This window comes from Endozoicomonas sp. ALD068 (assembly GCF_049310145.1).
GTDB lineage: Bacteria > Pseudomonadota > Gammaproteobacteria > Pseudomonadales > Endozoicomonadaceae > Endozoicomonas_A.
In genome coordinates, this window is sequence record NZ_JBLYNU010000004.1 from 3665491 (window position 1) to 3686223 (window position 20733).

General features: G+C 47.9%; 17 protein-coding genes. 9 read left to right on the forward strand and 8 right to left on the reverse strand.

Annotated features, from left to right (window positions below; translation table 11 throughout):
- Nucleotides 1-117: 117 nt before the first annotated feature.
- The gene (locus tag ACO6V5_RS12920; protein WP_422132650.1) at nucleotides 118-1401 is read left to right on the forward strand and encodes a YeaH/YhbH family protein; all 1284 of its coding nucleotides are present in this window, start codon (nucleotides 118-120) and stop codon (nucleotides 1399-1401) included.
- Nucleotides 1394-3004, forward strand: coding sequence for a SpoVR family protein (locus ACO6V5_RS12925; protein ID WP_422411344.1), 1611 nt, complete (start codon nucleotides 1394-1396; stop codon nucleotides 3002-3004). The genes ACO6V5_RS12920 and ACO6V5_RS12925 overlap by 8 nt, the downstream gene beginning before the upstream one ends.
- A 19-nt stretch (nucleotides 3005-3023) precedes the next feature.
- On the opposite strand, the gene ACO6V5_RS12930 is transcribed toward ACO6V5_RS12925, so the two are convergent.
- Nucleotides 3024-4340, reverse strand: coding sequence for an amino acid permease (locus tag ACO6V5_RS12930; RefSeq protein ID WP_422411342.1), 1317 nt, complete (start codon nucleotides 4338-4340; stop codon nucleotides 3024-3026).
- Between the two features lie 350 nt (nucleotides 4341-4690).
- Here ACO6V5_RS12930 and ACO6V5_RS12935 point away from each other — a divergent pair, with 350 nt between their 5' ends.
- From ACO6V5_RS12935 to ACO6V5_RS12945, 3 genes are all read left to right on the forward strand, one after another.
- Nucleotides 4691-5836: an FAD-dependent oxidoreductase gene (locus ACO6V5_RS12935; protein ID WP_422411340.1), complete on the forward strand. Its 1146-nt coding sequence runs from the start codon at nucleotides 4691-4693 to the stop codon at nucleotides 5834-5836.
- 41 nt (nucleotides 5837-5877) lie between these two features.
- On the forward strand, nucleotides 5878-6807 hold the full coding sequence (locus tag ACO6V5_RS12940) for a sulfurtransferase (protein ID WP_422132646.1): 930 nt from the start codon (nucleotides 5878-5880) through the stop codon (nucleotides 6805-6807).
- A 426-nt stretch (nucleotides 6808-7233) separates the two neighbouring features.
- Nucleotides 7234-7530, forward strand: coding sequence for a cold shock domain-containing protein (locus tag ACO6V5_RS12945; protein ID WP_422132645.1), 297 nt, complete (start codon nucleotides 7234-7236; stop codon nucleotides 7528-7530).
- Nucleotides 7531-7759: 229 nt separating this feature from the next.
- Here ACO6V5_RS12945 and ACO6V5_RS12950 read toward each other — a convergent pair whose 3' ends face one another.
- The 3 genes from ACO6V5_RS12950 to tyrS form a co-directional block, all read right to left on the reverse strand.
- Nucleotides 7760-9433: a GMC family oxidoreductase gene (locus tag ACO6V5_RS12950; RefSeq protein ID WP_422411337.1), complete on the reverse strand. Its 1674-nt coding sequence runs from the start codon at nucleotides 9431-9433 to the stop codon at nucleotides 7760-7762.
- 250 nt (nucleotides 9434-9683) lie between these two features.
- The gene (gene pgm / locus ACO6V5_RS12955; RefSeq protein WP_422411335.1) at nucleotides 9684-11321 is read right to left on the reverse strand and encodes a phosphoglucomutase (alpha-D-glucose-1,6-bisphosphate-dependent); all 1638 of its coding nucleotides are present in this window, start codon (nucleotides 11319-11321) and stop codon (nucleotides 9684-9686) included.
- A 255-nt stretch (nucleotides 11322-11576) separates the two neighbouring features.
- On the reverse strand, nucleotides 11577-12884 hold the full coding sequence (gene tyrS, locus ACO6V5_RS12960) for a tyrosine--tRNA ligase (protein ID WP_422137290.1): 1308 nt from the start codon (nucleotides 12882-12884) through the stop codon (nucleotides 11577-11579).
- Between the two features lie 471 nt (nucleotides 12885-13355).
- Between tyrS and ACO6V5_RS12965 the strand changes: the two genes are divergently transcribed.
- Nucleotides 13356-14795, forward strand: a complete 1440-nt coding sequence (locus tag ACO6V5_RS12965; protein ID WP_422132641.1) for an OapA family protein — start codon at nucleotides 13356-13358, stop codon at nucleotides 14793-14795.
- A gap of 42 nt (nucleotides 14796-14837) precedes the next feature.
- A complete protein-coding gene (locus tag ACO6V5_RS12970; RefSeq protein ID WP_422132640.1) occupies nucleotides 14838-15965 on the forward strand; it encodes an anhydro-N-acetylmuramic acid kinase in 1128 nt (375 codons plus the stop codon).
- A gap of 67 nt (nucleotides 15966-16032) precedes the next feature.
- Here ACO6V5_RS12970 and ACO6V5_RS12975 read toward each other — a convergent pair whose 3' ends face one another.
- The 3 genes from ACO6V5_RS12975 to ACO6V5_RS12985 all read right to left on the reverse strand — a co-directional run bounded on the left by ACO6V5_RS12975 (nucleotide 16033) and on the right by ACO6V5_RS12985 (nucleotide 18979).
- Complete coding sequence (locus tag ACO6V5_RS12975) at nucleotides 16033-17463, reverse strand: hypothetical protein (RefSeq protein WP_422411332.1); 1431 nt, start codon at nucleotides 17461-17463, stop codon at nucleotides 16033-16035.
- Nucleotides 17464-17684: 221 nt separating this feature from the next.
- Nucleotides 17685-18041: an iron-sulfur cluster insertion protein ErpA gene (gene erpA, locus ACO6V5_RS12980; protein ID WP_422132638.1), complete on the reverse strand. Its 357-nt coding sequence runs from the start codon at nucleotides 18039-18041 to the stop codon at nucleotides 17685-17687.
- 152 nt (nucleotides 18042-18193) lie between these two features.
- Nucleotides 18194-18979 (reverse strand): DUF6776 family protein, encoded by a 786-nt coding sequence (locus ACO6V5_RS12985; RefSeq protein WP_422132637.1) that lies wholly within the window; start codon nucleotides 18977-18979, stop codon nucleotides 18194-18196.
- A gap of 409 nt (nucleotides 18980-19388) precedes the next feature.
- On the opposite strand from ACO6V5_RS12985, the gene ACO6V5_RS12990 reads away from it, so the two are divergent.
- Both ACO6V5_RS12990 and ACO6V5_RS12995 read left to right on the forward strand, forming a co-directional pair.
- On the forward strand, nucleotides 19389-20021 hold the full coding sequence (locus ACO6V5_RS12990; RefSeq protein WP_422132636.1) for a CDP-alcohol phosphatidyltransferase family protein: 633 nt from the start codon (nucleotides 19389-19391) through the stop codon (nucleotides 20019-20021).
- A 9-nt stretch (nucleotides 20022-20030) separates the two neighbouring features.
- Nucleotides 20031-20204 carry a hypothetical protein gene (locus tag ACO6V5_RS12995; RefSeq protein WP_422132635.1) on the forward strand — a complete coding sequence of 58 codons (174 nt, stop codon included), beginning with the start codon at nucleotides 20031-20033 and terminating at the stop codon, nucleotides 20202-20204.
- Between the two features lie 64 nt (nucleotides 20205-20268).
- Here ACO6V5_RS12995 and ACO6V5_RS13000 read toward each other — a convergent pair whose 3' ends face one another.
- The gene (locus ACO6V5_RS13000; RefSeq protein WP_034832746.1) at nucleotides 20269-20478 is read right to left on the reverse strand and encodes a cold-shock protein; all 210 of its coding nucleotides are present in this window, start codon (nucleotides 20476-20478) and stop codon (nucleotides 20269-20271) included.
- Between the last annotated feature and the right edge of the window lie 255 nt (nucleotides 20479-20733).

Here is a 20733-nt window from a genome sequence, read left to right on the forward strand (position 1 = left end):
CATCTTGTTTAATCAGGAAAAATGGTCATTGTTCAAAGAACGACATGGCCATGGCACCAGGAAAATAGTTCTGGATAGAACAAGCAGCCAGGGCTAAGCACCCAAGGAGAGCGTCCTATGAGCATAATAATTGACCGGCGCCTCAATGCGAAAAAGAAAAGTACGGTCAACCGTCAGCGTTTCCTGAGGCGCTATAAAGGTCTGGTAAAAGAGGCAGTTCAGGATGCTGTCGATCAACGCTCTATTACTGACGTTGACAGCGGCAGTGACATCAGCATTCCCAGAAAAGACGTGTCAGAACCGGTTTTTCATCATGGTCGCGGTGGCCGTGTGGAACAGGTTCATCCGGGCAACAAAGAATTCACTGCCGGCGATCGTTTCCAGCGCCCTCAGGGCGGAGCTGGTCAGGGCAGCGGTGAAGGCGAGGCCAGCAACAGCGGTTCCGGTGAAGACGATTTCATTTTTTCCATTAACCGTGAAGAGTTCCTGGAATATCTCTTTGAAGATCTCGAGCTGCCCAATCTGGTTCGCAAAGAACTCAGGGATTCCACCGACTTTAAACTGAAAAGAGCAGGTTATACGACTGCGGGCTCTCCTGACAGGTTGAACGTAGTTCGCTCCCTGAGAGCAGCTCACGCTCGTCGAATTGCTCTTTCCGGTAAAGAAAGAAAAGAGATTCGTGCCCTGAAACGTCAACTGCGTGAAATGGAAGTAAGCCCGGAAAGCAACGATGAAGTTCTGAGAAAAGAGCTGAAGGATCAGATTGCTGAGCTGAACAAAAAACTCAAGCGTCTGCCCTTTATCGACGAGTTCGATCTTAAGTTCAACAACCTGGTAAAAGTGCCGCAGCCTTCAAGCAAGGCGGTCATGTTCTGTGTTATGGACGTGTCGGGCTCTATGACCCGTGAAATCAAGGACATTGCCAAGCGCTTTTTCCTGCTGCTCTACCTGTTCCTGGAGCGCAATTACGAAAAAATTGAAGTTGTTTTCATTCGTCACCACAGTGAAGCCCGTGAGTGTAACGAGCACGACTTCTTCTATGCCCGGGAAACCGGTGGCACCGTTGTATCCTCAGCACTGACACTGACAGACGAAATAGTGACTGAGAGATATTCCCCTGGTGAGTGGAACATCTATGTAGCCCAGGCGTCTGACGGCGATAACTGGGAAGCAGACTCTGCCAAGTGCCGTAATATTATTGTCGACAAACTGTTGCCGCTGACTCAGTACTACTCCTATGTAGAAATTACTGATCGTCACCACCAGAACCTGTGGCATGAATACAAAACCATCGAAAAGAACCACGAAGGTCATTTTGCCATGCAGCAGATACGACATGCTGGAGAGATCTACCCGGTGTTCCGCAAACTGTTCGAAAAGAAGGAGGGTCAAAATGCCTGACAGGGAACGCTATGAGCAGGACATTGATCCGCATACAGCAGGGCCTTCCTCCGAAGCTGCCAGTGTTCAGAAGCCACCACGTCGTGCAGAGCCTATTTCCACAGGCTCAGAGTGGACTTTTGCACTGCTGGAAGAATACGACAGAGAACTGGCAAAGTTGGCAGCACGCTATCAACTGGACACCTACCCCAACCAGATAGAAGTCATCAGTTCCGAACAGATGCTCGATGCTTATGCTTCTGTGGGTATGCCACTCATGTACAACCACTGGAGCTTCGGTAAGCAGTTTCTCAGTAACCAGCAAAACTACCAGCGCGGACAAATGGGTCTGGCCTATGAGATTGTGATCAACTCCAATCCTTGTATTGCCTATCTGATGGAAGAAAACACCATGCCTATGCAGGCACTGGTTATCGCACACGCATGTTACGGACACAATTCTTTCTTCAAGGGTAACTATTTGTTCCGGCAGTGGACAGATGCAGACTCCATTATTGACTACCTGCTGTTCGCTAAAAACTACATTGCAGAGTGCGAAGAAAAGCACGGTGTTGACGCAGTGGAAGAGCTGCTCGATGCCTGTCACGCTCTAATGAATCAGGGTGTCAATCGCTATGAGCGCCCTCGTCCTATTTCACCAGAGGAAGAGAAAGCGCGAATCAAAGAGCGTGAAGAATACATTCAGCGCAACCTGAATGACTTGTGGCGAACCATTCCTCTTCGTGAAGAGAACGAAGTAAAGCAGACTGAGCGCTATCCAAGAGATCCGGAAGAGAACATTCTCTATTTCATAGAGAAAAACGCCCCTCTACTGGATACCTGGCAACGAGAACTCATACGGATCGTTCGCAAGGTGGCTCAATACTTCTATCCTCAGCGTCAGACTCAGGTCATGAACGAAGGTTGGGCAACCTTCTGGCACTACCACCTGATGCACGAAATGTACAACGAGGGTCACATTACAGAAGGCTTCATCATGGAGTTCCTACATTCGCACTCCAGCGTGGTGTTCCAGCCTGATTTTGATGACCCCCGTTACAGTGGCATAAATCCATACGCTCTGGGCTTTGCGATGTTTCAGGACATCCGCCGGATCTGTGAAAACCCGACAGAAGAAGATCGTCGCTGGTTCCCTGATCTGGCCGGTTCGGATTGGCTGGAAGCCGTTCACTTCGCCATGAAGAACTTTAAGGATGAAAGTTTCATCATGCAGTATCTTTCACCCAAGGTGATGAGAGATCTGAAGCTGTTCTGCATCGACGATAATGAAATCAACCCATATCTTGAAGTCAGCGCCATTCATGACGACTCCGGCTACCGAAAGGTGAGGGAATCTCTTGCCGCACAGTACAATCTGGGCAACCGTGAACCCAACATTCAGGTATACAGCGTAAACACCCGCGGTGACCGCTCCATTACCATGCGCCACTTCATGCACCGGGGTCGCCCGGTAGATTCTGACAGTACTCGTGAAATCATCAAACATATCCACAGACTGTGGGGCTTTGATGTGCATGTGGAGTCTGTTGATGAGTGGGGTGGTGTAAAAACCATTTACGGTCTGCCCAGACAGGAAAAAAATGAAGAGACCGAGGCAGCCTGAAAAAGCTCAAACAACCTCTTTATCCATTAGCCGGGTCCTCCAGAGGATCCGGTTTTTTGTTACCCCGATGCTGATACCGGTAAACTGCACCACCAAAGACAATCAACACCGTACCGTATAAAAAAACCATATAGCCAGCCCCACTGAAACCGAGAAGACAGTAACCGGACGCCAGAAGAATGATAATAAACCAGCCTGAAGTAATCCCTCCGGGTTTTCTCCGCTGAATCTGGAAGCAGGAAAGACAGGCACAGAAATAAGTCAGCAACATAATGTAAACCGCAATCAGTACGATAGACTCAAAATGCTTTTGAACTGTAGGCTCCACCGTTAACAGAAGCATTATGGACATCAGAATGGCGGTGATTAACAGGCCTTTCCAAGGTGATCCATAACGATTCAACACCCTGAATGCTTTAGGTAAAAGTCCTTCCGAAGAGGCCGTTATGGCTATCTGGGAATGCATAAGAATCCAGCCATTAAGGCTGCCAAAACAGGCAATAACAGCCATGGCACTGACCAGTTCACCGACCCGGTCACCCAGCAAATAGCTGGCTGTTACGGAGAAAGGTGCAGCACTGCTTTGCAGAATATCGTTAGGTACAATACCCATCATTGCCGTGGTGCTCAGAATATAGAAAAGAGCAGCCAGCAGAGTGCCTAATAATGTCGCACAGGGGACATCCCGCCTCGGATTTTTGGCGTGACATGCAAGGTTACAGGCTGATTCCAGACCTATAAAAGACCAGAGCGTCAACGTGATGGATTCAGACAAGATATGACTGGACGGTTGTCCGGTCACATTAAAGGAGTTAATGATGTTTACCGTTTCGAACTGACTCCAGCCCAGAGTACTGACAATAATCACAGGCACCAGCATGCAGGAAGCCGTAATGATCTGGAGACGACCTAAAAGACGAATATCGGTCAAATTGATCACACTGAGGATCCAGATGACAGCAATGGCAGCCAGGGCGGTTTCCCAGGGACCATCGAGCACAGGAAAGAAATAACTGAGATAGGCCACACCACTCAGAGCCACCGCAATGTTGCCAATCCATATGGCAGCCCAGTATCCATAAACAACCTGTGACCCGATATAACGTCCCAGTCCTCCCCTGATATAAGCATAGAGACCGGAACCCTGTTTACAATCTGACCTCAATCGAACAAAAACCAGAGATAGCATTACCGCGCCAATAACCGTAACAATCCACCCCAGAAGAGTGATTGAACCATAGCTGGCCAGAGATGAAGGTAACAGAAAAATACCGGCACCCATCATATTTCCTGTTACCAACATGGTCAGTGGCAAAAGGGATAATTTTCCAGACACCAGAGACACACCTCCATCATCAACAGCCATGAGCTCAGAGAAGTATTTTGCGTTATTCTTTGCTTGATCCTTTTCCTTTTACTTCACTCTTCACAAGTATCACTGGCATCGCGAACCAGCTTTGTTATTCCATCGGATAGTAGGATATCCATCTCAAACCGCTCATTTATCGCTGCCACGAAGTCATGACAGTTTAGACTATGAAGCATTCCAAAACGTTTTCCGGACGTTTGGAAGTACCCTTTTTTTTAAAGATCCATCCGGACAGCATCGGCAGAAAAAAGTAAAATCATAGTAAGAGCGTTCCTGACGGCAGATAAAGTGGTAAATCCAACAATTGAGAGAGCAGTATGACTAATACCATTAAGCCTACAGTTGTTCTGGCCGGAGGAGGCCATGCCCATGCACTGTTCCTGAAAAGGCTTCAGAAGAAGCAAACGCCTCCCGCTCATTTTATTCTGGTTTCTGCCAGTCGCTATACCCCTTATTCAGGCATGCTTCCTGGTGTCATTTCAGGACAATATAGTGCTGAGCAGTCCCACATTGATCTTGAGTTGCTGGCCCATGAATCAAAATGCAGATTCCTTAAAGCGACTATCTCGGGGGTAGATACCAAAGCGAATGAATTGATTTTTTTGAATGGTGACCGACTGGGGTACGACATACTCTCCATCAATACAGGCTCTACACAAGCTCGTGTCATTGATACAAAAGACAGCATCACTATAAAGCCTATCAGGCCTTTTTTATCCTGGTTAGGACAGCCTTTGCCCGAACATATTAAGCAGAATGAAAGTTTTACTCTGGCCATTATGGGTGCCGGGGCTGCAGGTGTTGAGGTAGCAATGGCCCTTCACCAACGCTTCAAGTATCTTCACTCCCTCAAAATACATATTGTCACAGCTCAGGGTATTCTGAAGGGCTATCCGCCGAAAGTTCAAAAAATGGCCAAAGAGGAAATTGAACGAAAGCCTATTAAAATACACACTCATTTTCGGGTAACCGAAGTCAAAGATAAAACCCTGATCAGTGATCAAAATGACCGCCTGCCATATGATGCCCTGATACTGGCTACATCGGCAGCTCCCGCTCGTTGGCCTTCTGAAAGCTCGCTTGCAACCAGTCCAGAGGGATTTATCCACGTTAATCCCATGCTGCAATCCGTCAGCCATGACAATGTCTTCGCTTGTGGTGATGTCGCAGAATTCACTCACTCCAGACAGGCCAAGTCGGGAGTTTATGCGGTTCGACAGGCTCCGACCCTGTTTCAAAATATTTGTAACATCCTCGAGAAAAAAACGTTGGAACCCTACCGTCCACAGAAACAATTTCTTTCTCTGCTAAGCTGTGCAGATGGTCGAGCCATTGCATCAAGAGGCTGGTTCAGTACCAGAGGGCGTTTAATATGGCTTTGGAAAAACTGGATCGATCAACGATTTATGGCGCAGTTCCCCCTGCCCGCCTCAGGCTCCATGGAGTTCAATGGTTCCGATTGAAGCTAAACCTCACGAGAATTTTATCGGCCCGAAAGAAGCCTATGACTCTTCTGATTTTAGTGTTGTCTGTTGTGATGTCAGTGCCAGTCCATGCAAATGCGGTGCTCAGCCTTGACGACCTGGAGCAAAAGATCCGGCAGGCCAGTAACCTGCTGCTTCTGGATGTACGCCCCAAGTTTCGCTTCCTGCTGGGTCATATTCCCGGTGCTCACAACATCTGGCGCCCGGCTTTTCAGGCTGACGCAGATGATTATCCCTACTCCGGAATGAGAGCCAGCAGAGAGAAACTGTCCGAACTATTAAGCCGACTGGGTGCTACTCCAAAAACGGAGATTGTTCTCTACGATGATCAGCAAGGCATGAATGCAGCCCGTCTCTGGTGGTTACTGAAACTCTATGGTCATGATCAGGTCTCTATCCTTGATGGAGGCCTGTCGGTCTGGGAAAAGCACAAAAAAAAGCTGAATTTCAAATCGCCTCAAACACCTGAACGATCCAATTACCAGTTCACGGGGACACCTCATCCTCAATGGCTTGCTGAGATGGAACAGGTAAAGTCGATTCAAGCAAAAAAAGAGAACGTCGCCCTACTGGTGGATGTCAGAAGTTTGGATGAATTCACCGGTAAAACCATAAAGTCAGGAGCCTATCGCCATGGCCGGATTCCCGGAAGTATCTGGTTTGAATACAAGCAAACTGTCAATGAAAATGGATTCCTCGACAAAGAACGATTAAGACATTTGTTTCTGTCAGCGGGTATCACACCTGATAAAGAGATCGTTGTTTACTGTCAGTCCGGAGTCCGTTCGGCTCATACCCTTTTTGTTCTTTCCGAGATACTGGGATACAGCAGGATAAAAAACTACGACGGTTCCTGGATTGAATGGTCCTGGATGAGAGAGTTACCAGTCGTCCAGGGGCCACCCAAAAAAAACCATATAAAGTTCACAAATCCTCTGCAGCATAATTAATTCTCAAAAATACTGTCTTATCTATTCCTGAATATCAAAATGGGCTGTTATCTCGCGTCAATATGGTCTTATAATAGGTTTAGCTCTATATGGAAATGTAGGCTGTATTCTTGGCATGAAAGCTTTCTAGGAGCCTGACCGAGAATAGCGCCCGTAGCGAGGACGGCAGAAAATTGAGGATGAAAATTCGGTTTTGTGAGGAGAATAGCGAGCTATTTAACGAACAAAAGCGGATTTTCAGACCAATTTGCTGCCGCCGCAGTAGGGCAGTCTATTCTCGGTCAGGCTCCTAGCCGAGGAGACATCACCAAAAAAGGGCTCTGTGATATGGACGACGCAGAATAGACATGTGACTAAAAATAAAACAACAAGGGTTGCTGTTTCCCGGCAGTTCCTTCAATGTTAATAATGTAGGAATCGCGCTGTATGGAAGCGACCAAGAAGGAAATGGAAGCTATGCTGGAAGGTACAGTAAAGTGGTTTAACAATCCTAAGGGATATGGATTCATCCAGGCCCAGGAAGCCACTGAAAATCAAGACGTACTCATACATTACTCCGTTATCGAAATGGACGGCTTCAAGACGCTGAAAGCCGGGCAGCTTGTGCAATTTGAAATTGGTCAGGGACCCAAGGGGCTGATAGCCACTCGTGTCGTTCCTGGTGGTGGAGAAAGCGCAGACCAGAGCACACAGACTTCCCGGGAAGAATCCCTGCCAGCCTGACAGTTGGTGTCAGCCTGGCTCCAGAGTCCAGAGACGATGTCACCCGAAACTTTGCCTCGTCAAAGAGAAAGGGTGACATTAGTCTGACAGGGATTTGTAATAAAATGCACCTGTTCATCAGGTAGCAGATGCCCGGTATTTGGGAAAATGCTCGCTGAGTGCTCTGATGATCAAGGCAGAAAAATACTGTGTGTTTTGAGCTGTGTGTTTTACCCGCTACACGGCTCGCTCAAGAGGAATAAACAGAAATCCTGGACTGCGTCTTTTCTGTTTCCGTCACTTTTTCAAAATGAATTTTTGGCTGATTTTTGTCAAGAATCATGTCCGCTGCTTTTTCAGCGATCATCATTGCAGGCGCATTGGTATTCCCGCTGATCAGAGTTGGCATGATTGAGGCGTCAACCACCCGCAACCCTTCGAGCCCGTGAACTTTCAGACGAGTGTCGACTACAGCCATGTCATCAGCTCCCATTTTGCAAGTACCCACCGGATGATAAATGTGATTGGCATTATTTCTTATATAAGACTCAAGCTCATCATCGTCCTGTACATCCGAGCCTGGCAGATACTCCTCTCCAGCGTAGCGGGACAACTCAGACGACTGAATAATCTGTCTCACTCTTTTGATCCCTCTCACCAGACAGTCCATGTCGGCCTGTTTTTCCAGAAGATTCAGTTCAATCACGGGATTATCCGTGGGGGATGCACTGTTAAGGGATACACGACCTCGGCTATCAGGCCTAAGGATACATACATGAACCGAAAACCCGTACTGCAGATATCTTGAAAGTTTACGACCATGATCTTCCATAGCCGCTGGAATAAAATGCAATTGCAGATCAGGCCTTTCAACTTCCGGAGAGGATTTTATAAATCCGCCCGACTCTGCAAGGCTACTGGTCAGGAAACCTTCTCTTTTATAGATGTATTTCACTGCATCCCTGATAACCCTGCCCATTCCCATCGGCCTGGCAAAAGCCATTGATGATGCAGTCTTGTCATTGGCGACAACCAGAACATCAGGATGCTCCTGAAGGTTTTCACCAACACCTGGCAGTTCATGCAAGCAGTCAATATTGTGGGGAGCCAGTTTATCTACGGCTCCGATGCCTGAAAGCAGCATAATCTGCGGAGAACCATAAGCTCCAGCTGAAAGAATGACTTCTTTTCGAGCAAAGAGTTTCCTTCTGGTAACGCCTCGAACAATTTCAATCCCAATAGCCTTTTTGCCTTCAAGGATAACCCTGGCAGTATGACTTTTGGTCATAACCGTCAAATTGGGTCTATCCATGACAGGGTGCAGATAAGCAGCCGCTGAACTGCATCTTTGACCCTCTTTCTGTGTCACCTGATACCAGCCTACACCTTCCTGATCGGCACCATTAAAGTCCGGATTGTTTTTTTCTCCGACTTCTATCGCACCTTTAATAAAAGCTTCACTCAAGCAGTGTTGACTTCTGGGGTCTGCAACATTCAGCGGGCCACCGATGCCATGAAGTTCAGAAGCACCTCTTTCCTGATTCTGGGATTTTAGAAAATAAGGCAAGACATCATTGAAAGACCAACCTTCATTCCCCAGAGCAGCCCATTGATCGTAATCTTCTTTTTGCCCTCTGATATACAGCATGGCATTGATGGAACTGCTCCCTCCAAGGGTTTTTCCCCGGGGACAGTATATATCCCGGTTATTCATGGTGGACTGAGCCTCGGCATTCAGCTGCCAGTTGTGAAAGCCGTGGGGCACAGTAATTGCGGCTGCGGCAGGTATATAAATCAAGGGAGACTTGTCGCTGCCTCCTGCTTCTACCAGGCAGACCTGATGGTCAGGATTCTCAGACAGGCGGTTAGCCAGAACACAGCCTGCAGAGCCACCTCCCACAATGATGTAGTCGAACTCTGTCATATAAGTCACTTTTATTATCAGTCTTTTTCAGCTTATTGCTGCTGAATTCTTTGCCGTAAAAGCTTACTAGCTAGCCTGCCATCGCTTCAAGTTCATTTTACTTCTCTGGCATTTAGCCATAAAAAAGTCCTTGCAACTCTCCTGATATCAGGAATTTATTCATGAACATGATTATTAGATTCCAGATTTCCGAGATCTCCCTCCCGCAGAAGCCCACGGGAAGGGAGTCTGAGAGACTGTCGAAAAACGCCTAGCCGGTAACAAAAACTTCCGAAACCATAGCTTTGGCTTCTTCCTGAATTTGCTTAAGGTGGTCAGGACCGACAAAACTTTCGGTATAGATCTTATAAACTGCTTCAGTGCCAGAAGGTCTGGCAGCAAACCAGCCTTTTTCAGTAACGACCTTAAGACCACCGATGGCGGCGCCGTTTGCAGGAGCATGGGTTATTTTGGCAGTAATGGGATCACCCGCCAAAGTATCAGCTTTAACCCTATCCGGGCTCATGGCTGAGAGTACTTTCTTCTGCTCATCGGAAGCAGGAGCCTGCAGTCGTTCATAAACCGGAGAGCCATAGCGGTCTGTCAGCTCCTGGTAATGTTCACCCGGGTCTTTACCTGTAACGGCAATAATCTCAGCAGCAAGAAGAGCCAGGATAAAACCATCCTTGTCTGTGCACCAGGTGAGCCCATCACGCCGCAGGAAAGCAGCACCGGCACTTTCTTCGCCTCCAAAGGCCAGCTCGCCAGAAGCCAGACCATCGACAAACCACTTGAATCCGACAGGCACTTCCGCCACTTCTCTGCCTAAACCTTTTGCTACATGATCAATCATGGCGCTGGACACCAGAGTCTTGCCAATTTTAGCATTGCCCGACCATTGCTCACGGTGGTTGTACAGGTAATTGATCGCCACCGCCAAATAATGATTGGGGTTCAGCAGACCATGTTCACGAGTCACAATACCATGGCGATCAAAGTCTGGATCGTTACCAACAGCAATATCAAAGCGATCCCTCAATTCAATCAGCCCTGCCATGGAATAGGCTGAAGAACAATCCATACGAATCTTGCCGTCTTTATCAACATGCATAAAGGAGAAAGTAGGATCAACTTTCTTGCTGACCAGCTCAATATCAAGCCCGTAACGCCTGGCAATAGGCTCCCAATAGTGAAGGCCGGAGCCACCCAGTGGATCAACACCTATTTTTACACCCGCCCTGCGAATAGCCTCCATATCAATGACATTTTCCAGATCATCAACATAAGGTGTGACATAGTCGTATTCAGTAATAAAGCCGGATTCCATCGCCTTATTAAGCGACATCTGTTTAACACCTTCCAACCCCTGAGCAATGAGTTGATTGGCTCGATCCTGAACCCGGTTGGTGACTTCAGAACCGGCCGGACCTCCATGGGGAGGATTGTATTTGAAACCACCGTCTTCAGGAGGGTTATGGGAAGGCGTGATGACAACACCGTCCGCCCTGTCCTGATGATCCCGGTTGTAGGAGACGATGGCATGAGAAATGACCGGAGTTGGTGTATAACCTCTGCCTTCCTGGATTCGAGCCTTTATACCGTTGGCTGCCAGCACCTGAATGGCGCTGATCAATGCAGGTTCTGACAGGGCATGGGTATCCATGCCAACAAACATGGGTCCGGTAATATTATGCTCGCGACGGTATTCGCAGATCGCCTGTGTGATAGCAAGGATATGAGTTTCGTTAAAAGAGGCCTTGAAAGAAGTCCCCCTGTGTCCTGAAGTACCAAACTGGACTCGCTGCGTGGGGTTCAATGGATCGGGCTGAATAGTGTAATACTCGCTGACCAGACGGGGAATGTTGGTCAGCATATCATCTGTGGCGATTTTACCGGCTTGAGGATGCATGAAGAATTCCTGAGTGAGTGACACTGAAGCATAAAGCAAAAGCTGCTCCAGGTCAGAACACAATATGGCTTAGGTTACCCGCCCTGACTATATGAAGACAGTATCGGAAATTGCCATTGTACCGTGCCAACGATGACCCAGAAACGTCTTGCAGGCCATTCCACAAAGATTCCCTCATGAAAAGCTTTACAGAGGCTCTGAACTTAACAGAGCCTTGGAGATGTCTTCAAAGAGTTGGGAGCCAGCCACAAGCCTTTAGGTCACTTCAAAAAGGAAGTGATTTTTCTTACCCAGTTTCACCAGGAAGAACCGTCCATACATGGCATTTTCTTCAGCAAAGCACCCAGGCAGGTTCATGTTGTCGGCAGCACCGCGAGCTGCTCCATTGAAGAATACCGCATTACGACCCAGCGCATCCTTTACCTGCTTACCGCTTTTCACCATGCCAACCTCTGCAAACAGCTGGGTCATGGGATTACCTTCCAATTGATCACGTTTGATGGTTGCACTGGGCAGCCCATCCAGCTTCAACTGTTCAAGATCCGTTTCAGATAAATTGCTGATCTCTCCCGAGAACAGAGCTTCCGTAATACGTTCTGCAGCTTGCAGACCCTCTTCACCATGCACCAGAAGAGTGACCTCTCTGGCAAGAACCTGCTGGGCCTGCGGACGACCTTCACGCACTTCGTCTTCTTGCTTGATCGCTTCAATCTCTTCCTGTGACAGGAAGGTAAAAAAGCTCATAAAACGGTAAACGTCAGCGTCCGCAGTATTCATCCAGAACTGATAGAAAGCGTACTGGGAAGTCCTGGAAGGATCCAGCCAGACCGCACCGCCCTCGGTTTTACCAAACTTGGTACCATCGGACTTGGTGATCAGGGGCACAGTCAGGCCAAAGGTTCTGGCTTGATTCTGACGACGAGACAGATCAATGCCACCCACAATGTTACCCCACTGGTCACTGCCACCCACCTGAAGAGTGCAGTCATAACGACGATTCAGCTCAGCGAAGTCCATTCCCTGAAGGAGGGCGTAGGAGAACTCGGTGAAAGAGATACCGGAACCTTCACGATTCAGTCGCTGCTGAACGGATTCTTTGTTGATCATGGCATTGACGGAGAAATGTTTACCTACGTCTCGCAAAAAATCCAGAGCAGTCATCTCACCAGTCCACTCCAGATTGTTGACCACTAAAGCGGCATTCTCACCGCAGTCAAAGTCGATAAACTGGCTGACCTGTTTCTTGATCTTGTCAACCCAGCCTGCCACAACATCAGGTGTATTCAGCTGTCGCTCGGCCGCTTTGAAACTGGGATCTCCTATCAGACCCGTTGCACCACCCACCAACGCAATAGGCCTGTGCCCTGCCATCTGGAAACGTTTCAGGACCAGCAAAGGAACCAGATGTCCCAGATGCAGACTGTCTGCAGTCGGATCGAAGCCGCAATAAAGAACCCTTGGCTGTTCACTCAGATGAGCGTCCAGCTCTTCCACGGCAGTGGTCTGCGCGATAAGCTGGCGGGCCTGCAGATCTTTCAGAAGCGGATTTTGACTCTCAGACATTTACCTATCCTGCTATGAAGTCAACGAGACTGAGCGAAACCATCACGGCTCAGCCTCATGAATTAAACACTGCCGAGGCAGCTGTAGACTCAATTTAGCGGGTAAAAGTACAATAAAACGACTTAAGAACAAAGCCGGAAAAATCGGTTTAATTACATTAATTAACTTAGAGAGCGGTTTAGTTACCTTACTTTAGAAAAAACCACAAACAGAACAGGGCAGATCGGTAGCTTTCAACTAATAATATATAGAGTTTTGGGCCAGAGTCGGTTTCCTGACGCCCGCCAACAAAACATTTACAATTCGTTTATAGCTATATATCAATTCATTATGTAGCGTTTAGATATATAATTCATATATATTCTTCACAAAACTTTAACCAAACAGCTACGAGCTATTTGAAATACTGTCTGATCCGAACCATAAAAGTGGCAGGCACCTGAAACAGTAATTCAACAGTAAATACGTGCAATGACCAAACTTCCCCCCAGAGGTGCCACGCGCAAGCAACCCGGCGGCATCAAGAGTTTTCCTAAAAGACACCTGTTACTGGTAACCGGTGTCGCAGCTACGGTGATGACTGTTATTGGCTTGCTGCCGTCTCCACAAGTTGAGGCCAAACGCTCAGAAACCGAACTGCTTATTGACGAATTTCAATCTTCATCCCCCAAAGAAAAACTAAAGGAATTGGCTCTTGAGGAGAAAGCTGCGCCTGAAGAAACGGTTCCTGAAGAGACGGGAGAGCAACGTGAGGCCAGAGAAAAAGCCGAGCGACTGGCCAAGGAAGAAGCTGCTCTAGGCCCCCGAAGAAGTATCACTATCGAGTCCGGCGATAATCTCTCAACTTTGTTTGATGATATGGGTTTGAGTGCCAAAACTGTCTATGAAGTCTCCAGAACTCCGAAACTGGGCAAAAACCTGACCGATATCCTCCCCGGACAGGCGTTTGAATACCGGGTCAACAGCAAAGGAGTTCTGACCCGGCTGCGCTATGTCCAGAATAAACTTGAAAGCATCCTCTATGAAAGACAGGGGAATGGCTACGTCGGTAAGAAGATAATCCTCGAGCCTGAAGTGCGTATTGCCTTTGCTCAAGCCTCAATCAAAAACTCTCTTTTCCTGGCGAGCCAGAATGCTGGTCTGAGCGAGAAGATGACCATGGAGCTGGCGGGCATATTTGGTTGGGACATTGATTTCGCGCTGGATATTCGCAGCGGTGACAGTTTCAACGTGATGTACGAAGAAAAATATTTGGATAACGAGAAGCTGGGTGATGGCAATATACTCGCAGCAACATTTATTAACCAGGGTGAAGCCTTTACCGCCATTCGTTACACCAGCAGTCATGGTGACAGCAATTACTACTCTCCGGATGGCAAAAGTATGAAAAAGGCATTCCTGCGAACGCCTGTGAACTTCACCCGGATCAGTTCAAGCTTTAATCCTAACCGCCTTCATCCAATTTTCAAAACCAAGCGCCCTCACAACGGGACAGACTATGCAGCGCCCACTGGCACTCCCATCAAGGCAGCGGGTGATGGTAAGATTCAATTTATTGGCTGGAAGAATGGTTTTGGCAATGTTGTCTTTATCCAGCACCCTCATAATATTGTTACCGTTTATGCCCACCAGAGTCGTGTAAATAAAAGATTCAAGAAAGGTAGCCAGGTTAAACAGGGACAGACCATTGGCTATGTGGGCCAGACTGGCTGGGCTACAGGCCCGCACCTTCATTACGAGTTCCGGGTCAATGGTGTTCACAGAAACCCCGTTACCGTCAAGCTGCCTAATGCCTCACCGATCCCCAAAGCCGAGAAGGCACGTTTTATGGCTTTTGCCAATAAAACCATGGCCCAGCTGGAAAAGCACGGTACAACTATGCTGGCCAGAAACGAGAAAGAGTCGAAATAACAACGATAGCCTCCAGGGAGGGCATGATGGATTATCAGAGATATGCCTGAATACTTTATCGGCCTGATGTCAGGCACCAGCCTTGATGCCATTGACGCAGTTCTGGTTGAATTTGAGGACTCGATATCCAGGCACTCACCATCAGGAAACTGTCGACAGCTGCAGGCATTATCCCATCCGCTCCCTGAAAATCTCAGAGAACAGCTTCTTGCCCTGACACTACCTGGTCCTGATGAAATTGAACGAATGGCGCTGGCTGAGCCCGCTTTTGCCCGGGAATCGGCTGATGCCGTCAGGCGACTCCTGGAACAGGCCAATGTTGATTCAAACCAGATTTCTGCCATTGGCAGCCATGGACAAACGATCCGCCACCGCCCGGAAAAAGGTTTCACTCTGCAGATTGGTGACCCTGGTCTGATTGCTGAACTATCAGGGATTACTGTTGTCGCCGACTTCAGACGTCGAGATGTTGCGGCAGGTGGACAGGGAGCTCCCCTTGTTCCTGCCTTCCATCACGCTGTTTTCAGCAACCCTGTATTGGACAGAGTCATATTGAATATTGGCGGTATGTCCAATATCAGCTTGTTACCTGCAGACCATAAGAAAGCTGTCATAGGCTTTGACACCGGTCCGGGTAACGTTCTGATCGATTATTGGTGCCAACAGCACCTCAACCAGAAATTTGATGCCAATGGCCAATGGGCCTCATCAGGAAGCGTGGATGACCAACTGCTGAATGCGATGCTGAATGACAGCTACTTTTCTGAAGTGCCGCCCAAGAGCACTGGCAGGGAACGCTTCAACCCGGGCTGGCTGGAGTCTCACCTGAGAAATTTTTCTGGCCTGCAACCTCAAAACGTGGCGGCCACACTCACTTTACTGACAGCAAAAACCATTGCCCTGGATATCTGCCAATACGCTCCCTCAGCCAAAGAACTTCTGGTTTGTGGTGGGGGTGCCAACAATAAGCAATTGATGAAACTGATTGAAGATGAGCTTGACCCTTTGTCCGTTGCAACCACAACCTCTCTGGGCATAGCACCTGAATGGGTAGAAGCAGTAGCCTTTGCCTGGCTGGCCAGACAGACACTGTCAGGAAAGCCTGGCAACCTTCCTGCCGTGACAGGAGCTGCTGGCGAACGGGTCCTTGGGGCTATATTCCCGGCTTGATAAATACCGCTGACAATGGATAAAATTGTTCGACCAGACTAAGGCTGAAGAAAAATCGTGATTTCTATTAACCTTCCGGAGCTTTCAAGAGTCGTTTTCTGGCTTCTTCAGCACCGTATTCGGCGATTAATGCCGGAGTAAGAATTTTGTTAATTTTATCGACACTACTTCTCAACTTGTCCCTGTCCTGAATAGAGGTTAACCCTTTACTCATTAAAGACCGAATAGACTTTCTAAACTTATCAAAACCATTGCTATACAGTTGCATCAGTGATCGTTCCTGTTTCATGTGAGCAGCCCACTTGAGTAGATTTGACTTCGGGGGTCTCTGACTCTTAAAGGTTTTAATCAGAGAAAACATTTGCTCATCAAGCCAAACAGAATCATTGAACAGTGGTTGAAAGTCGTAAGCATCACCGAGATTCTGAGAGACATCTTCCAACTCCAGCTCTAATTCAAGCATCTCCAGCTCAAACTCTTCATCATTAATCGATTGGTATATATTTTCGCCAGTAGATGGGTCTATGGAATCCGAACGGACTCTTTCCGGATCACTTGCATGCTGGGGTGATGATTTGAAGTTCAAACTTTTGGGGACATCGTAATCTGAAGATACTTTCAGGTCTCTGGGTATATCATAGTCTGTACTTTTCATCCGATTAACAGGCACATCATATTCTGGTTTTGCTTTCAGATTTGCAGGTACATCATATTCAGGGCTTCGCTTGCGATTAGCAGGCACATTATACTCCTGTTTTGTTTTCAGATTACCGGGTACATCATATTCAGTGCTTCTCTTCCGGTTAGCAGGGACATCGTATTCTGGTTCTTTTTTTAGTCTACCGGGTACATCATAGATATTAGCCTGTCCAGGCTTTTCATTTCCGGCAAGTGCCTCTTTGCCCTGGTTACGTGGTTTTGGCTGCGGAGCTCTACTCAGAGAGCCGCTCAAGTCCCCGCTGTTTTTTCTTCTCGTCCGAGGGGTAGGTACTGGCCTTTCTTTCACATCTGGTTGCTCTTGTTGCTTGCTCTGAACAAGCTCATCGGTCGGCTCTTTAACCTGAGGAGGCTGCCTCGGTAATGATTTACTTCTTCTGGGTGCCACTGGTGGCGCCTTCTTATTGCTGCGTCGATTCGATTCAACTTCATTCCCACTCCGCTCCTGTTGGCCGTTCACTGAAGAGGGGCTCTCTGGAGATCCAGGCGTTGGAATGGGGGCCGAAATGGATTGACCCTGCAGAGGGAGTACCTGAATGAAAATCTTGCTTTCAGCTTTCGCTGCCACTCTCGACTTAAGGTCTGTAGGAGGCTTAGGATCTGGTTGCTTACTTTTCGCTTGCTCAGTCTTCAAGGAAGGAAGCCCATGGGGGCCAGCTTTTCTGATTTTTCTCAGTATGCCTCCCAGCAGTGCTTTGACGGTAGTTTTCCAGTTATTCTTAACAGGTGAAGACGAATATAAGGGCCCATCGCTTCCCTGAGGACCTGAGAGATCTGCCATCACACACCATCCATATATGCATTAATATACCTATCAGTATAATAGCCTCTGAATTCAACGCGTTACGACGACTTTCAAGTTACGGACTACTGACGCTTCAGAGAGTACTTGTCTGACAGCATTGCCCTGCTGGCCAAACAAATGGCAGGGCTGAAAGGATGAGGGCATGAGCAGCTACTTAACAGGAATATCCGGGCGCTGGCGCCCGGCAAAAAGAGTATTCAGATAGAAAAAGAAGAACCGCAGCCACACGTGGCGGTTGCATTAGGATTTTTCACCAGGAATCGGGAGCCTTCCAGTCCCTCTTCGTAATCGACTTCAGCACCGACCAGATACTGGTAGCTCAGTGAATCCACGACCATTTCAGCTCCCTGCTTTCTGACCAGGGTATCGTCGTCTGCCAGTTGATCATCAAACTTGAAACCATACTGAAAGCCCGAACATCCACCACCAGTGACATAGACACGAAGCCTCAGGCACTTGTTATCTTCATCTTCCATGAGCCGATTGACTTTCTCAGCGGCATTATCCGTCAGTTCGATCGGGTCCGGCATTACCGTTTCAACTACTGCGCTCATTTATCCTCCCGTGCTACCTGATCGCCACAGGCAAACCCTATCTCTGTATACTCTCAGAGTCCTGCTCTTACGGTCTCTGCACGTATAACTGTATTAATATGCTGCGTCCATTATCCAAGTAACCCAGTAAAGCAGTCAACTACTCAGGCGACTTAACCACTTTCGGTCAGTCCGTTTTTCACATCGCCTTCCAGCTCTTCCTGCCAGTCCAGAATATTGGTCAGGCTTCGCACTGCACCACTTTTGACTTTAATGCTGACCATCACTTTCTCGGGCTTGAACCCGTCGGGAAGCGTCAGATTGATATAGTCACGGTTTTCAGGGAAAGACTGAAAATAACGGAACCCAAGTGCCTGGGACTTTTCCATTCCGGCCAGTTCCATCAGGGACAGAGACTCTTTCTTACCATCTTTCACCCCTTTGACAAAGACATTCAGAGTTCCTTTGAGAAACGGGTTGTCTCTGGCCACCTGAGAGACCACCATTCTGAAGCGATACTGATTTTTCTCCTCACCCTGCAGCAGATCAAATGCATAGAGCCTGATGCCTTCAGCACTGTCTTCCGGAGCAAGAATACTCTTGTAAAATGCTAGATCCTTGCTCAGCAGAGCTTTTTCATCTTCCAGATCCCGTATAACACTACGAATGCTGTTTGCCGCCTCGCGGTCCACCTTACTGGTTCTTTCCAGAATAACCAATTTCTGCCTGAGAGACTCCTCTACCCCCAACAAGTCTTGCAACTGATTCCTTAGATCTAAGCTTTCCTGCCTCAGTCTGGCTGCCTCGGTATCGGAAATCCGTCCCCCAAGATAATAAGAAAGTCCCGTAGCCAGAACAAAGGCCAATACCAGAAAAAGCCTGATTTTGCGCTCTCTGGCGGGATCATCACGCACCACCTTCATACTACCCGGCGGCTTGATAGAAAGAGAATCTGGCATCTCATTTATCCTGATAAAAAAGCGGCATAATGAACTTTCCGGGCAAAATTTATGCTTTCAGGGACAATCCCGGCAAGCTCCCGACAACCTAATGTTAAGTACCTGGCCAGTTGGTTTCGCATATTCTGGCGAGTGGATTTTTTCATCCTTCAAGGCGCAACGACGGGCGCGTAGCCATAGCTACGCAACCAGAGTTGGAACGCAGAAGGATGGAAAAAGCCGCCGTCCAGAATATGCGAAACTAACTGGTTAGGTACTTATATAAGCACCTAATCAGATACTTACAAATAGAATCCGCTGGACTATGCAAAAGCCACTTTCCCGGCTGCTTAAAACAGTAACGTTTCGACTCCTATGGCACGATCAGGGTATGATAACCGGCTGTGACTAAAGACTGCCTGAAACCCTGATGCTTGACCGCTGGACTTCTCTCTGGATCAGATCGCCTCTGAATCTTCTTGCCCGCCCACTGAAAAAAGCAGGTGTCCGGGCTGACCAGATTACTCTGACTGGTTTCCTGGTCGGATTAACAGCCCTGCCATTGCTGGCATTTGAACTCTATTTGCCTGCTCTGGTTGCCATTCTTTGCAATCGTCTGATGGATGGGCTCGACGGTGCTCTGGCAAGAATAACACAAACCTCAGATGCCGGTGGCTATCTGGATATAACCCTGGACTTCATCTTTTATTCGGCCATCGTGCTTGGCTTTGCCTTTGCCGATCCTGAAAAAAATGCCCTGATGGCCAGCCTGCTGATCTTTACTTTCGTCGGAACGGGCTCCAGCTTTCTGGGCTATGCGATTATGGCTCAGAAGAGAGGTCTCTCAGACCCTGACTTTAGCAACAAATCCTTCTATTACCTGAATGGTCTGGCAGAAGGTACAGAGACCATTGCCATTTTTGTGGTCTTCTGCCTGTTTCCCCAGTATTTCCCGATTCTGGCTGCATTTTTTGCTGTAACCTGTATCCTGACAACCATGACCAGAGTCTGGGCAGGTTACCAGACTCTCAGGCGGGCAGACGAGCTCGATACCCATCAGTGAATGATAACCATGGAATTATTGAAGATACTGTTTCTACTCTTTATTGCGCTAGCCGTAGTGGTCATGGCAACACAGCGGTTCGGCAAACCCATGAGTCGGGAGAAACAGTCAAAACTGTCAAAAATAGCCATCATACTGATTTTGATCATGCTGGTAGCCAGAATCATCAAAGAGTTCGTCTAGACGAAAGAAGGCAGCGCAAAGCGCTGCCTTTTTTGTTCACTGCCCGAAGGGTCGTGAAGAGTAATCAGTCGATTACTTCAATGTTCTCAGCCTGAGGGCCTTTGGCGCCCTGAGTCACCTCGAACTTAACACGCTGGCCTTCGACCAGAGTTTTGAAACCAGTACCGACGATAGCTCTGAAGTGAGCAAATACGTCCGGACCAGAGTCCTGGCTGATAAAGCCGTAACCTTTGGACTCGTTGAACCATTTAACTGTTCCGGTAGAAGCAGACATAATCAATTCCTGAAATTGAACAAAAATAGGGTGGTCACACAACATGACCGCTTAGCTGAAAGCGTCGCTACTACTTATGATTTATCAGGAAGATCTACAACTATGGAACTTCGAAACGCAAGACATAAATATAAGGCATAACTTAAAGCTAAGCTAATTGTATCTCAAATAGCTACAGAAGCAATGAGTACAACACGATTAAAGATATCGTGAAAATCAGCAGATACAACCCCGGCAACATTGATATAGAGACAA

Bases quoted from the DNA above. Each gene is read 5' to 3' on its own strand.
- ACO6V5_RS12920 (WP_422132650.1), top strand. From the start codon at position 118: ATGAGCATAATAATTGACCGGCGCCTCAATGCGAAAAAGAAAAGTACG.
- ACO6V5_RS12925 (WP_422411344.1), top strand. From the start codon at position 1,394: ATGCCTGACAGGGAACGCTATGAGCAGGACATTGATCCGCATACAGCA.
- ACO6V5_RS12935 (WP_422411340.1), top strand. From the start codon at position 4,691: ATGACTAATACCATTAAGCCTACAGTTGTTCTGGCCGGAGGAGGCCAT.
- ACO6V5_RS12940 (WP_422132646.1), top strand. From the start codon at position 5,878: ATGACTCTTCTGATTTTAGTGTTGTCTGTTGTGATGTCAGTGCCAGTC.
- ACO6V5_RS12945 (WP_422132645.1), top strand. From the start codon at position 7,234: ATGGAAGCGACCAAGAAGGAAATGGAAGCTATGCTGGAAGGTACAGTA.
- ACO6V5_RS12950 (WP_422411337.1), bottom strand. From the start codon at position 9,433: ATGACAGAGTTCGACTACATCATTGTGGGAGGTGGCTCTGCAGGCTGT.
- pgm (WP_422411335.1), bottom strand. From the start codon at position 11,321: ATGCATCCTCAAGCCGGTAAAATCGCCACAGATGATATGCTGACCAAC.
- tyrS (WP_422137290.1), bottom strand. From the start codon at position 12,884: ATGTCTGAGAGTCAAAATCCGCTTCTGAAAGATCTGCAGGCCCGCCAG.
- ACO6V5_RS12965 (WP_422132641.1), top strand. From the start codon at position 13,356: ATGACCAAACTTCCCCCCAGAGGTGCCACGCGCAAGCAACCCGGCGGC.
- ACO6V5_RS12970 (WP_422132640.1), top strand. From the start codon at position 14,838: ATGCCTGAATACTTTATCGGCCTGATGTCAGGCACCAGCCTTGATGCC.
- ACO6V5_RS12975 (WP_422411332.1), bottom strand. From the start codon at position 17,463: ATGGCAGATCTCTCAGGTCCTCAGGGAAGCGATGGGCCCTTATATTCG.
- erpA (WP_422132638.1), bottom strand. From the start codon at position 18,041: ATGAGCGCAGTAGTTGAAACGGTAATGCCGGACCCGATCGAACTGACG.
- ACO6V5_RS12985 (WP_422132637.1), bottom strand. From the start codon at position 18,979: ATGCCAGATTCTCTTTCTATCAAGCCGCCGGGTAGTATGAAGGTGGTG.
- ACO6V5_RS12990 (WP_422132636.1), top strand. From the start codon at position 19,389: ATGCTTGACCGCTGGACTTCTCTCTGGATCAGATCGCCTCTGAATCTT.
- ACO6V5_RS12995 (WP_422132635.1), top strand. From the start codon at position 20,031: ATGGAATTATTGAAGATACTGTTTCTACTCTTTATTGCGCTAGCCGTA.
- ACO6V5_RS13000 (WP_034832746.1), bottom strand. From the start codon at position 20,478: ATGTCTGCTTCTACCGGAACAGTTAAATGGTTCAACGAGTCCAAAGGT.